Annotated in this window: 11 protein-coding genes; 9 read left to right on the forward strand and 2 right to left on the reverse strand. The window is 65.1% G+C overall.

Annotation, left to right across the window (positions count from 1 at the left end; genetic code table 11):
• The first annotated feature begins 20 nt into the window (after positions 1-20).
• On the forward strand, positions 21-926 hold the full coding sequence (locus tag AC1D2F_RS02615; RefSeq protein ID WP_476966093.1) for an NADP-dependent oxidoreductase: 906 nt from the start codon (positions 21-23) through the stop codon (positions 924-926).
• A gap of 23 nt (positions 927-949) precedes the next feature.
• On the opposite strand, the gene nadE is transcribed toward AC1D2F_RS02615, so the two are convergent.
• Together nadE and AC1D2F_RS02625 are read right to left on the reverse strand one after the other, a co-directional pair.
• Positions 950-1,771, reverse strand: coding sequence for an ammonia-dependent NAD(+) synthetase (nadE, locus tag AC1D2F_RS02620; protein ID WP_229995093.1), 822 nt, complete (start codon positions 1,769-1,771; stop codon positions 950-952).
• A 226-nt stretch (positions 1,772-1,997) separates the two neighbouring features.
• Positions 1,998-3,023, reverse strand: a complete 1,026-nt coding sequence (locus AC1D2F_RS02625) for a LacI family DNA-binding transcriptional regulator (protein WP_229995092.1) — start codon at positions 3,021-3,023, stop codon at positions 1,998-2,000.
• 232 nt (positions 3,024-3,255) lie between these two features.
• Here AC1D2F_RS02625 and AC1D2F_RS02630 point away from each other — a divergent pair, with 232 nt between their 5' ends.
• From AC1D2F_RS02630 to AC1D2F_RS02665, 8 genes are all read left to right on the forward strand, one after another.
• Positions 3,256-4,104, forward strand: a complete 849-nt coding sequence (locus AC1D2F_RS02630) for a sugar phosphate isomerase/epimerase family protein (RefSeq protein WP_229995091.1) — start codon at positions 3,256-3,258, stop codon at positions 4,102-4,104.
• Positions 4,105-4,171: 67 nt separating this feature from the next.
• The gene (locus AC1D2F_RS02635; RefSeq protein ID WP_476966094.1) at positions 4,172-5,179 is read left to right on the forward strand and encodes a Gfo/Idh/MocA family protein; all 1,008 of its coding nucleotides are present in this window, start codon (positions 4,172-4,174) and stop codon (positions 5,177-5,179) included.
• Between the two features lie 328 nt (positions 5,180-5,507).
• On the forward strand, positions 5,508-7,037 hold the full coding sequence (locus AC1D2F_RS02640; protein WP_229995089.1) for an ABC transporter substrate-binding protein: 1,530 nt from the start codon (positions 5,508-5,510) through the stop codon (positions 7,035-7,037).
• Between the two features lie 110 nt (positions 7,038-7,147).
• Positions 7,148-8,089, forward strand: a complete 942-nt coding sequence (locus AC1D2F_RS02645) for an ABC transporter permease (RefSeq protein WP_229995088.1) — start codon at positions 7,148-7,150, stop codon at positions 8,087-8,089.
• Entirely contained in the window at positions 8,086-9,954 is a 1,869-nt protein-coding gene (locus tag AC1D2F_RS02650) for a dipeptide/oligopeptide/nickel ABC transporter permease/ATP-binding protein (RefSeq protein WP_364747049.1), read from the forward strand. The genes AC1D2F_RS02645 and AC1D2F_RS02650 overlap by 4 nt, the downstream gene beginning before the upstream one ends.
• The gene (locus AC1D2F_RS02655; RefSeq protein ID WP_229995086.1) at positions 9,951-10,826 is read left to right on the forward strand and encodes an ATP-binding cassette domain-containing protein; all 876 of its coding nucleotides are present in this window, start codon (positions 9,951-9,953) and stop codon (positions 10,824-10,826) included. The genes AC1D2F_RS02650 and AC1D2F_RS02655 overlap by 4 nt, the downstream gene beginning before the upstream one ends.
• 111 nt (positions 10,827-10,937) lie before the next feature.
• The gene (locus tag AC1D2F_RS02660) at positions 10,938-11,798 is read left to right on the forward strand and encodes a sugar phosphate isomerase/epimerase family protein (RefSeq protein WP_229995085.1); all 861 of its coding nucleotides are present in this window, start codon (positions 10,938-10,940) and stop codon (positions 11,796-11,798) included.
• 17 nt (positions 11,799-11,815) lie between these two features.
• Entirely contained in the window at positions 11,816-12,982 is a 1,167-nt protein-coding gene (locus tag AC1D2F_RS02665) for a Gfo/Idh/MocA family protein (protein ID WP_229995084.1), read from the forward strand.
• The last annotated feature ends 92 nt before the right edge of the window (positions 12,983-13,074 follow it).

Raw genomic sequence — 13,074 nt, forward strand, 5'->3', positions numbered from 1 at the left:
AGCCGAAGGAGCGCAGCCTCATGAAAAACATAAAGATCTCTTTCGATCACTATGGCAGCCCGGACCTCGTCACTGTGGGCGAGGAGGAACTGCCGGATCCGGGGGAGAGCGAGGTCCAGGTGGGAATCCGCGCCGCCGCCGTCAATCCGGTGGACTGGAAAGTCGTTGCCGGCTACCTGGATCGGTACCTTCCCCTGGACTTCCCCGCAGTTCCCGGCTGTGAGGCGGCAGGAACGGTGACCGCCGTCGGCCCCGGCGTGACCGGGTTCGAGGTGGGCGACGAGGTCATCTGGAATGGCGTTTCCGGAGGCTACCGCGCCGTGGCCAATCTTCCGGCCAGCCAGCTGACGGCAAAGCCCGCGGGCATCGATTTTGAGCAGGCGGCGTGCGTCGCGATAGCCGGCGGCGCAGCGTATTCGGCGCTGGTCCAGCTTGGCATTGGCGTGGGGGACACGGTCCTCATCCACGGCGCAGCGGGCGGGGTCGGCTCGGCGGCAGTCCAGATCGCGCGGCACCTCGGCGCCCGGGTCATTGGCACCGCGTCAGAGCAGAATCATGACTATTTGCGCGGCCTCGGCGCCGAGCCCGTGGCCTATAGCGAAGGGCTCGTGGAACGCGTCCGCTCCCTGGGCACCATCACCGCCGTCGTGGACACCTATGGCGGCGAGGAGACTACGACAGCGACGGTCCAGTTGCTCGGCGGCCACGGCGCCGCGGTGACCACTGTGCCTGGCAAAGAGGCCAACGCTGCCGGAATTGCGCCGGTCAGGCTGCTGGACGGACGGGTAGCGGAGACGGCCCGGCTGTCCGCCGATGGAAAGCTCCGCTTCAGCATCCAGGAGCGGATTCCCCTCACCGATGCGGCCCGGGCGCTGGGCATCAGCCGCGCAGGCCATGTCCGGGGCAAGCTCGTGCTGATCCCGTAACTGGAACCTCAGCGGGGCTCAGGCTATTTCCACCACGTATCGAAAATCGTCACCGGGACCGTGCGCTTGTGGCGGGTCCGCAGATACATTGCCTCGATCCGTTCGGCCGCGGCATCCGGTACGTCGCGGCCCTCGAGGTAGTCATCGATCGTGTCGTAGCCCAGGCCGAGCTCGTCCTCGTCGGTGCGGCCGGGCTTGCCGTCCAGGAGGTCCGCCGTCGGGATCTTTTCCCAGATCCGGGCCGGCGCCCCGAGTTCGGCCAGCAGCGCGCGGTTCTGGCGCTTGTTGAGGCCGAACAGCGGCAGGATGTCCGCGCCGCCGTCGCCAAACTTGGTGAAGAACCCGGTGACGGATTCGGCGCCGTGGTCCGTGCCGATCACCAGATAGTTGTGCTCGCCGGCCAGGGCGTACTGGGCAATCATCCGGGTCCGGGCCTTGGTGTTGCCCTTGTGGAAATCGGAAATCTCCGTGCCCACCGTCTTCTGGAATTCGTCCTCGAAGCCGTCCACCGCGGCCGAGATGTTGAACATCCATTCGGTCTTGGCGCGCACGAAGTCCAGGGCAGCCTGGGCGTCGTCCTCGTCGTGCTGGACGCCGTAGGGGAGCCGGACGGCCACGAAATTCGCCTCGGTGCCCTCTGCCTCGAGCTCCTCGACCGCCAGCTGGGCCAGCCGGCCGGCCAGGGAGGAGTCCAGGCCGCCCGAGATGCCCAGGACGAAGCCCTTGGTGTGGGTGGCCGTCAGGTATTCCTTGAGGAACGCCACGCGTTTGCGCACCTCCCCGGCAGGGTCGATCCGGGGCTGCACGCCCATTTCTTCGATGATCTTCGCCTGGAGTTCACGCATGACCCTCAGCCTAGCCAGCGCTGTCAACAACGCTCAACTGTGACTGTCAGCTGGGCGCTGCGCACCACCACTGGCGCTGCGCACCACCGTTGGCGCTGCGGAAAACCGTTGGCGCTGCGCACCATACCCTGCGCTGCGCACCACCACTGGCGCTGCGGAGATACCCGTAGCGCAGGGTATTTTGCGCCGCGCCCGCCAGGTTGCGCAGCGGAAACCGCGTACGCCATCACGACGCCTGCCGCGCCGGTCCGGTGGAGCCGCGGACCGTGAGGTGGGTGGGCATCACGGACCGGCTTCGGGTGCCGCCGCCGGCGAGCGGGTTCAGCTGGGCCAGCAGCATGGAGACCGCCACGCGGCCGGCCTGTTCGATTGGGGAGGCCATGGTGGACAGCGGCGGGTTGCAGAAGTCGGCGCCAAAGATGTCGTCGCAGCCCACAATGCTCATGTCCTCGGGGACGCGGATGCCGCGTTCGCGAAGGCGCTGGAGCATGCCGATCGCGATGAGGTCGTTGAACGCAATGCAGGCGGTGACTCCACTGTGTACGGCGGCGTCCGCGGCTGCTGCGCCAGACTGCGTCTTGGGGGCGAAGGGACCCAGCCGGCGCACCTCCACGCCGCGCTCCTCGGCTGCCTCGGACAGCGCAGTCCACCGCCGTTCGCTGGACTGCGACGTCGGCGGGCCAGCCACATAGGCCACGCGGGTGTGTCCCAGCGAGATCAAGTGGTCCAGCGCCTGGCTGGTGGCGGCCGGTGTGTCGATCAGGACCGCGGGAACGCCGGGCACGTCACGGTTGATGGTGACCAGGGGCATCTTCGCCGCCGCGTCCAGCAGGGCTTCGTCGCTGAGCCGGGATGCGGCAACGATGATGCCGTCAGCGCTCTTGCGCAACTGCTCCACGGTGCTGGCCTCCACCTCGTCGGATTCCTCCGTATCCACCAGCAGTTGGGTGTACCCGGCCGCCTTGAGCTGGAGCTGTGTGCCCCTGATGAGGTCGAAGTAGAACGGGTTGGTGATATCCGGAACCAGGACTCCCACTGCGCCCGTGCGGCCGGAACTCAGCGCCTTCGCCTGGCTGTTGGGGGTGTAGTGCAGCTGGGCCGCGGCCGCCTCGATCCGCTGCCGCGTCCTGATGTTGACGCGGTCCGGGGTGGAGAGCGCCCGGGAAACGGTGGAGGCCGCCACGCCGCAGAGAGCGGCAATGTCATGGATGGTGGCCGGACGGTCCACTGCTGCTGGTTGCGTCGTCGCCACGGCGCTCCTCTCTGAACGTGGTGGCCGGGCCGTACGGCCGGGTCGGAAGGGCGGCCCTGTGACTGCCGCCACAGAACCGGTCAGCAAAGAATGTCACAGATTCCCAACAATTGGCAATCGGTTGTCATTTGATTGCGGCACTGACTAAACTGGGTGTACACCATTTGTGAACTGCGTCACCGCGCTGGAGCCGGAAGCTGCCCGCGGCGGCCGCGAAACCCAGGAGATCCGCGTGAGCAACACATCAACCGCAGTCTGGTCGCTTTCAGGCTTCGGCGACGAAATAGATCCGGACCCGGCAGTTCAGGCGGCCGTGCTGCTGGCACTGGGCGCAAGCCACATCGAGGTGCGCAGCGCCTGGGGCACCAATGTCTCCGAGCTTGAGCCCGAACAGGTTGCCCGGCTGAAGGAAATCTTCGATGAGAAGGGCCTCAAGGTCTCGGCTGTGGCCAGCCCCATCGGCAAGGTGGACGTGAGCCTGCCGGTGGAGCATGAACTGGATCGGCTCCGCCAGATCATTTCGGTGGCCAAGGGGCTGGAGACAAAGTACGTTCGCATCTTCTCCTTCTACCGGGCCGAGGGCCGCAGCGCTGAAGATATCCGCGAGGACGTCCTGGTCCGCATGGGCGCCCTCGCGGCGCTCGCCGCGGAATCCGGAGTCGTGCTCCTGCATGAGAATGAAAAGGGCATCTACGGCGATACGCCGCAGCGCGTGCTGGACATCATGGAGTCCGTAAACTCAACCGCACTCCGGATCGCGTGGGACAACGCCAACTTCGTCCAGGTGGGCGTCAAGCCCTACACCGAGGGCTACGCCATGCTGCGCCCCTACCTGGAGTACTTCCAGGTCAAGGACGCGCTCGCCGCCACCGGGGAAGTGGTGCCCTCCGGCGAGGGCGATGGCGAGCTCGACGCCACCATCGCCGCCCTCAAGGCGGACGGGTACGCCGGCTTCGCCTCGCTGGAACCCCATCTGGCCAGCGCCCACGAACTGGGTGGCTTCTCGGGCCCGGTGGCCTTTGGCACCGCGGCGCGCGCCTTCGCCGCGCTGGCCGCCAAGAACCAGATCCAACTCGTCTAATCGAACCCGTATAGCAGGAATGCACCACCACTGAAGAAGCCACCACTAAAGAAGTAGGGAGCTCCGGATGCCAAAGGCGGCAATCATCGGCTGCGGCGACGTGTCGATCGTTCACTTTGAAGCACTTGCAGGAATGGCCGACGCCGAATTGGTGGCGGTCTGTGACACGGATCCGGCGCGCCGCGCCGCGGCGCAGGAGGCTCACGGGGTCCCCGGCTTCGAGGACTACCGCGACATGCTCGAGGCGGCCGACCCGGACGTCGTGCACATCACCACCCCGCATCACGAGCATGCAGCGATCGCCATCGAATGTCTGCGCCGCGGCGTCCACGTGGTGCTGGAAAAGCCCCTGGCGCACACCTTGGCCGAGGGTGAAAGGCTGCTGGCCGCTGCTGCTGAAAGCACGGCGAAAATTGGGCTGTGTTTCCAAAACCGCTACAACGCCCCGGTGCAGGCAATGCGCCGGCTGCTGGACTCCGGCGAACTGGGCAAGGTGCTGGGAGCCTCGGCCACGGTCATGTGGCACCGGCAACCTGATTACTACCTCAGCCGGCCCTGGCGCGGAAGCTGGAGCGAGGGCGGCGGGGGCCTGATGATGAACCAGGCCATCCACACCGTTGACCTGCTGCAGTGGCTGGTGGGCGACGTCGTCGCGCTCGCCGGCAGCGCCTCGACCCATGCGCTCGCAGAAGCCATCGAGGTAGAGGACACGGCGGAGTTTGCCGCGCTCCACAGCAACGGCGCGCGCAGCGTCTTCTACGCCACCCTCGCCAACACCCTCAACGCACCGGTCACCTTGGACATCAGTACCGAGACGGCAATGCTGAGCCTGCGCGGGGACCTTACGGTCACTTACGACGACGGGCGCAGCGAGGTGGTGCGTGAGCGCGCCGTCGGCTCGGGCGGGCGTTCCTACTGGGGTGTTTCGCATGCCCTGCTGATCGCAGATTTCTATGCCGGACTGGCGCAGCCGGGCCCGTTCTGGATTGACGCCKCCGAGGGGGCGAAGTCGCTGCGGATCGTGAAGGAACTTTACCGGCAGTCCTATCCCGGCTCTGAGGAAAAGGTGTCCTAACCGGACGCCTCCCCGCGGCGTTCCCAGCCCGCGTGCGGACTTCTTGTGCGCCACGCGGCTGCCCAGCTACACCACTGCCCCAACTACGCGGCTGCCCAACTGTGCCCGCCGGGGCGCCCCCGCATCAGTGCGTGCGCGCTTCCGGCGCGCCGTCGTGCGGCCCAACCACCCCCGTTCCGCAATAATTCAAAAAGGTGATGACAACCGGTTGCCAGATGTGGCAACCCAACGTACGCTGAACCCACAAGCGGCTCTGTGGCCCAGGCCACAGAGCCGCCGCAAACGTCCCGTGAAACGGACCTCGTCAAGCGATCCAAAGGAGCCAACAATGAAGTTCGGTCTCAAGGCAGCAGCTGCTGCCCTCATCCTCAGCGCGTCCCTCGCGCTCACCGCCTGTGGCGGCGGCGCCTCGGGCGCCAACAACGCTGCCGGCGCCAAAACAACCACGCTGACATTGGGTGCAGTACAGGAAATCCGTTCCTGGGACCCGGCCCAGGCGCACGTAGGACACTTCCTGCAGCCGTACCAGGCAGCATACGATTCCTTGCTGCTGCGGGAACCGGACGGCAAGCTCAGCCCCATGCTGGCCACGGCGTGGAAGTACAACGACGCCAACACCAAGCTCACCGTTGATCTCCGGACTGACGTGACCTTCAGCGACGGGGCCAAGTTCGACGCCGACGCGGCCAAGGCGAACCTGGATCACTTCAAGAAGGCGAATGGCCCGCAGATGGCCCAGCTCACCGCGGTCTCAGGGGTCAGAGTGGTGGATGCTGACACCATCGAGCTCGACCTGACGGCGCCCGATCCCTCGCTGGAGTTCTACCTCAGCCAGGCCGCGGGCCTGATGGGCAGCCCCAAGGCGCTGGGCACTGAAGGCATCAAGACCGAGCCCGTGGGCAGCGGCCCGTATGTCATGGACAAAGCCGCCACCGTCAAAGACTCGCAGTCGGTGTTCACTGCCCGCAAGGATTACTGGAATAAGGACGTTCAGAAGTTCGAGAAGGTCACCTTCAAGATCCTCGTTGACCTGACTGCCAGGACCAATGCCCTGGTTTCCGGACAGGTGGACGCCACGCTGCTGGATCCCAAGACCGGCAAGCAGGCAGAGGGCGCAAAGATGAAACTGGCAGCGACCGAGGTGGACTGGCAGGGCCTGACTCTATTCGACCGCGACGGCGCCAAGAACCCCGGACTGAAGGACGTCCGCGTCCGCCAGGCCATCAACTACGCGTTTGACCGCAAGACGATCCTGGACCAGGTCATGCTGGGTCAAGGCACCCCGACGTCCCAGCCCTTCGGCAAGGCCAGCGGCGCCTGGGTTGAGGAGCTCGAAAACAAGTACCCGTACGATCCGGCCAAGGCCAAAGCACTGTTGAAAGAAGCAGGCTACGAGGCCGGACTGGTACTCCAGGTCCCGAGCGTACCCGGGTTTGAAACGCAGCTGGCAGTGATCAAGCAGCAGTTGGCTGACGTCGGGGTCACCCTCGAAGTGGGCTCCGCCATCACGAACACCTACACCACCGATGTCGCAGCCCAGAAGTTCACCAGCATGTACTTCTCACTCTTCCAGGGTGAGCCGTGGGTGGCCATCAACCAGATCATCTCCACCAAGGCGCTCTACAACCCCTTCAAGACCACCACACCCGAACTCCAGGCCAAGATCGATGCCGTCCAGAACGGCGGCAAGGATGCTGGCAAGCTGGCCCAGGAAGTCAACAAGTACGTGGTGGAGCAGGCATGGTTCGCACCGCTGTTCCGTGTGAACCAGATGTACTACCACAACGCCAAGATCGACGTCACGCCGCAGATCCAGATGGCCGTTCCCTCGATCTACAACTACTCACCCGCCAAGTAGTACGGGCCAGGTAACCACTTAAAACCGGCGCAGGTCCGGCAGCCCGACCACCACAAGCGGCGGGCTGCCGGATCCAGCAGCCACACCATGCCAGTTCAATGGAGCCAGCAATGACCAGATTCATCCTCAAACGCCTCGGCAGCGGCCTAGTGGTCCTGTTCGCCGTCTCGGTCCTTACTTTTTTCCTGCTTTACATATCGAGCGGCAGCATTGCCCGGAACATCCTGGGAGACCAGGCAACACCGGAGCAACTGGCCGTAAAGGAAGCGGAGCTGGGGCTGGATCAGCCCATCGCCGCGCGCTACTTCAGCTGGCTCACGGACGCCCTGGGCGGAAACCTGGGCACATCCTGGTTCACTTCTGAACCAGTGGCCAGCTCTCTCGCTACCCGCATCCCCGTCACCATGACAATGGTGTTCGCGGCCATGATCCTCATCGCCATCATCGCTACCCTGATCGGCGTTGCCGCCGCGGTGAAGCGCGGCTGGGTGGACCGGGTGGTTCAGATCGGCGCCATTGTCGGCGACTCCATTCCAGGCTTCGTCATCGGCATCATCCTGGTGACCATCCTCGCCATCCAGCTGGGCATATTCCCCGCCACCAGCACCATTTCCCCGGGCGAACCTGCGTCCGCTTGGGTGCTGTCCCTGACGCTTCCGGTGATCGCCCTGCTGATAAACGGAGTCACCGGCGGTGCGCAACAGATCCGCAGTGCCGTCATCAAGCAGCTCGAACGCGATTACGTTCGCACCTTGCGCAGCCGCGGGATAGGTGAGCGCGAGGTCCTGTTCAGGCATGTCCTGCGCAGCGCTGCTCCAGCCGGACTCACTGTGCTCAGCCTGCAACTGATCGGCATGCTGGGCGGAGTGGTCATCATCGAGCAGATCTTTGCCCTTCCCGGCATGGGCCCGCTCGCCGTTGCTGCCACCGGCCAGAGCGATCAGCCAGTGGTGATGGGCGTCGTCATGTACACCGTCGCCGTTGTTATTTTGGTCAACCTCATCGTTGACCTCCTCAACGGCTGGCTCAACCCGAAGGTGCGTGCCTCGTGACCGAGTCCGTCGAAACCACAGCCCTGACGCCCGTTCCCGGCGCGACCGGCCAGACCGGCACCGTAGTCCGTTCCACGGTTCTCAAACGGCTCTTCAAGAATCCTCTCGGCATCATCGCCCTCGTCATCCTGCTGGGGATGGCACTGCTGGCTTTGTTCGCGGATGTTCTGGCCCCGTTCGACGAGAATTTCGCCAACATCTCCAAAACCCTGGCCAGCCCCGACTCTGTAAACCTCCTGGGTACGGACAGCTCCGGGCGCGACGTCTGGAGCCGGCTGCTGTTCGGCGCGCAGCTAACGCTCCTCTCCGCGCTGCTTTGCGCCGCCGTCGCCATCGGGATCGGTCTTCCCGCCGGCCTGATCGCGGGCTACTACGCCGGCAAATTCGAGGCCGTTTCCAACTGGATTGTCAGCATCCTCATGAGCCTTCCGGGCCTGATTGTGCTGCTGACCATCCGCGCGGCCTTCGGCCCCTCGGTGTGGATTGCCATGATCGCGTTCGGCGTCCTGATCAGCCCGTCCTACTTCCGCCTGACGCGGTCAGCGGTGCAGTCGGTCCGCAACGAGCTCTACGTGGATGCAGCCCGGGTGTCCGGGCTCTCAGACCTGAGGATCATCACCCGCCACATCTTTTCCGTAGTGCGGGCCCCGATCATTATCCAGACGGCGGCGATTGCCGGTGTGGCCATTGCGATCCAGTCCGGGCTCGAGTTCCTTGGACTGGGGGATCCGGCCAAGGCAACCTGGGGTGTGATGCTCAGCGAGGGATTCAAGAACGTCTACCTCACGCCGACGCTGCTTTTCTGGCCTGCGTTTGCCATGGCGCTGACCATCGGCGGCCTGGTCCTGCTGGGCAACGCCATCCGCGACGCCCTCGAAGACGGCGAAAAGATCAAGCATCGCCGCACCAGGACCCCGGGCACCGACCCGGTCACCGGCCGGCGCCCGACGGCGGCGCCCGCCGCCGTGCGCCCGTCACGGAAGTCCGTGCCCGCCGTCGACCCCGGAACGGAGCACCACCTCGTGAAGGTGACCAATCTCGGCGTCGGCTATCCCCAGGCGGACGGTTCCATCAAGAAGGTTGTTGACGACGTCTCCTTCCACGTGGACCGCGGCGAGATCCTGGGCATCGTAGGCGAATCCGGCTCGGGCAAGTCCCAGACCGCCTTCTCCATCCTTGGGCTGCTGCCGGATAACGCCCGCATTGTGGGCGGCTCCATCCAGTTCGACGGCAGCTACACCGTGGCCCCGGGCGAGGAACGCGTCAGCCAGGAGCGCCTGTCCAAACTGCGCGGCAAGCGGATTTCCTACATTCCGCAGGAGCCCATGAGCAACCTGGATCCCGCCTTCACCATCGGCTACCAGCTGGTCACACCCATGGTGCGTGTCCTCGGAATATCCAAAGCCGAGGCCAGGAAACGGGCGCTGAAACTGCTCACCGACGTCGGAATCGTCAACCCGGAACGGACCTTCAACGCCTACCCGCACGAAGTCTCCGGCGGCATGGCCCAGCGGGTGCTGATCGCCGGAGCCATCAGCTGCGAGCCGGCCCTGGTGATCGCCGACGAGCCCACCACGGCCTTGGACGTCACCGTGCAGGCGGACGTGCTGGACCTGCTGCGGGAGCTCCAGCAGCGCCTGAACATCGGCGTCATCCTGGTGACCCACAACTTCGGGGTGGTGGCGGACCTCTGCGACCGTGTGGCCGTCATGCAGAACGGCCGGCTCGTGGAGGAAGGACCCGTCCGCGACATCCTCCGCAATCCGCAAGAACCCTACACACAGACACTTTTGGCGTCGATGCTTGAAGGCAAGGAACCCATGTCCACGCTCGTATCCCCCTTGCAAAAGGAGCCAGTCGCATGAGCACCACCAAAAGCGCGCCGCTGCTCACCGTGGACCAGCTGGTGGTGGAGTACCCCAGCAAGAAGTTCCGGGCAAAGCCCTTCCGAGCCCTGACGGACATCAACATCACCATCGGCCGCGGCGAAACCCTCGGCCTGGTGGGGGAGTCCGGTTCCGGCAAGACCACCCTGGGCCGCGCCATCCTGGGGCTGGCACCGGTGACCGGCGGGAAGATCAGCTTCGACGGCAAGGACATCAGTCACGCCACCCGCAAGGACCGGCGGGTCCTGAGCCGGGACCTGCAGGTGGTTTTCCAGGATCCGTACACCTCGCTGAACCCCGCACTGGAGATCGGTGACATCCTCGCCGAGCCACTGGGCGTGCAGGGCATGGAAGCCGCGGCGGCCAAAAAGCGTGTGAAGGAACTGCTGGACCAGGTGGGCCTGCCCTCTGACGCCATCAACCGGTTGCCGCGCGAATTCAGTGGCGGGCAGCGCCAGCGCGTGGCGATCGCCCGCGCCCTTGCCCTCTCGCCCAAGCTGATCGTCTGCGACGAGCCGGTCAGCGCGTTGGACCTTTCCACCCAGGCCCGCGTACTGGACCTGTTCCTGCAGATCCAGAAGGACACCGGCGTTTCCTACCTCTTCGTCTCCCACGACCTCGACGTCGTCAGGCACATCAGCCACCGCGTCGCTGTGATGTACCACGGGGAGATCGTCGAGCAAGGCCCGGCCGATATCGTTACCCGCGACCCTGAACACCCCTACACGCAGCGGCTCCTGCTGGCGTCCCCAGTACCCGATCCGGACCGGCAGGAACAGCGCCGGGCGGACCGGCATCGGCTGCTCGAATCGCAGCGGATGCAGCACGAACAAGCGGGCGTCCTCGCCTGAGGACACCTGCGGCGTCAGATAGAACAGGCCGGCGTCGTCGCCAGAATCTGGCGGCAGCACCCAACCGGCAACGAGGGCCCTTGCGGGTCCGGAACACCACGGAGGAATACAGTGGCCAAAATTGGCGTACAAGCGATGATGCTGCGAGACAGCTTCGCCGAAGTGGGGGCGTTCGAGACGCTCCGCAAGGTCAGTGCGATCGGTTACAACGCCGTCGAGATCTCCCAGATCCCGATGACCCCGGAGAACGTCGCCGAACTGGACCGTTCCCGCAGCGAACTGGGCATGGACATTGCAGCTTTGTCCGTGGCCATGGAGACCCCCAAGGGCCGCCCCGGAGATTCGCTGAAGGACCACTTCGACAAGATCGTGGAGGACGCGAAGCGCCTGGACACGACGCTGCTGCGGATCGGCATGCTGCCGTTCCCGGCGATGAAGTCGATCGGCGCGGTCATTGACTTCGCCAAACAGGCCAACGAATATGCCGAACGCCTACAGGAGCAGGGCCTGGGCCTGTACTACCACAACCACCACATCGAGTTCGCGAAGTTTGACGGCAAGTACATGCTGGACATCATTGCCGAGAACTCCCCGGCCATGGGCATGGAAATCGATGTCCACTGGGTACAGCGCGGTGGCCTCGACCCCGTCCGTACCCTGGAAAAGTACGCCGGCAGCACTGCCATGGTTCACCTGAAGGACTACCGGATCGGCCAGCTCCCCGAGAGCGCCTTCGGGCTGCTGGAAACCGGGGACTTCAAGGGCTTCATGACCGAGTTCAAGGACGTGGTCCAGTTCGCCGAGGTGGGCGAAGGCAACCTGGACTTCCCCGCCATCATCCCCGCCGCCCAGGCCGCCGGCGCCCGGTACCTGCTCGTGGAGCAGGACGAACTTTACGGGCGCACGGTGTGGGACGCGCTGCAGACCTCCTACACCAACCTCGTGGCCATGGGCCACTCGAACCTTTTCTAGACAGGGAGAATCACCACATGAGTAAGAAAGTACGCCTTGGCATCATCGGCCTGGGCCAGCAGGGCGGCGCCTATGCCCAGTTCATCACCGACGGGCTGGTCCCGAACATGGTGATCGGCGCCATCTGCGACACCGACCCCGCGAAGCAGGAACTGGCCGCCTCCCGGTACCCCGACGCACCCTTCTACGAGGACTACATCGCCATGCTGGAAAGCGGCGACGTCGACGCCGTCGTCACCTGCGTGCCGCACTTCCTGCACCCGGAGATGGGCATCGAGACCCTCAAGCGCAACATCCACGCCCTCGTGGAGAAGCCGGCCGGCGTGTACACCAAGCAGGTCCAGGAGCTCAACGAGTTCGCTGCCAGCAAGCCCGAGCTGTCCTTCGCCATCATGTTCAACCAGCGCAACAACCCGCTCTACCAGAAGCTCAAGGAGATCGTCGACAACGGCGAGATCGGCAGCATCCGCCGCACCAACTGGATCATCACCAACTGGTGGCGCCCGCAGGGTTACTACAACTCCAGCGAATGGCGCGCCACCTGGGGCGGCGAGGGCGGCGGCGTGCTGGTCAACCAGGCACCGCACCAGCTGGACCTGTGGCAGTGGATCTGCGGCGTACCGAAGTCCGTCTACTCCAAGGTTGCCTACGGCTTCCGCCGCGACATCGCCGTGGAAGACGAAGTCACCGCCGTGGTGGACTACGGCAACGGCGCCACGGGCGTCTTCGTCACCGCGACGCACGACCTCGTGGGGACCGACCGCTTCGAGATCCTGGGCGACCAGGGCAAGATCGTGGTCGAAAACAGCAAGACCGCCACCGTTACCCGCCTGACGAAGCCCGAGCGTGAACTCAGCGACGGCATGGGCCTGGACGATGTCCGCAAGCTCTTCATGGGCGAGCTGAATCCCGAGGAGTACTACACCACCGAGGTCATCGAGTTCGAGTCCGCCTGGGGGGCGCAGCACTCCGGTGTCCTGGCGAACTTCGCCGCCAACATCCTGGACGGCACACCGCTGCTGGCCCCGGGTTCGGACGGCATCAAGGGTGTCCGCCTGGCCAACGCCATCCACCTCTCCAGCTGGCGGGGCACGGAGGTGGGGCTGGACTTCGACGAGGACGAGTTCCTCGCCGAGCTGAACAAACGCATCGCAGACGAAGGCAAGTTCCCCGAGCGCCCCTAGCCCACCCAACTGAGTCGCAGATGGGGCCGTTTTGTGCGCTCAAAACGGCCCCCGCTGCGAGCTAGTTGGGTTGTTTCCTCGTTAGGATGGGG

Source organism: Arthrobacter sp. P1_B3, from assembly GCF_056406615.1.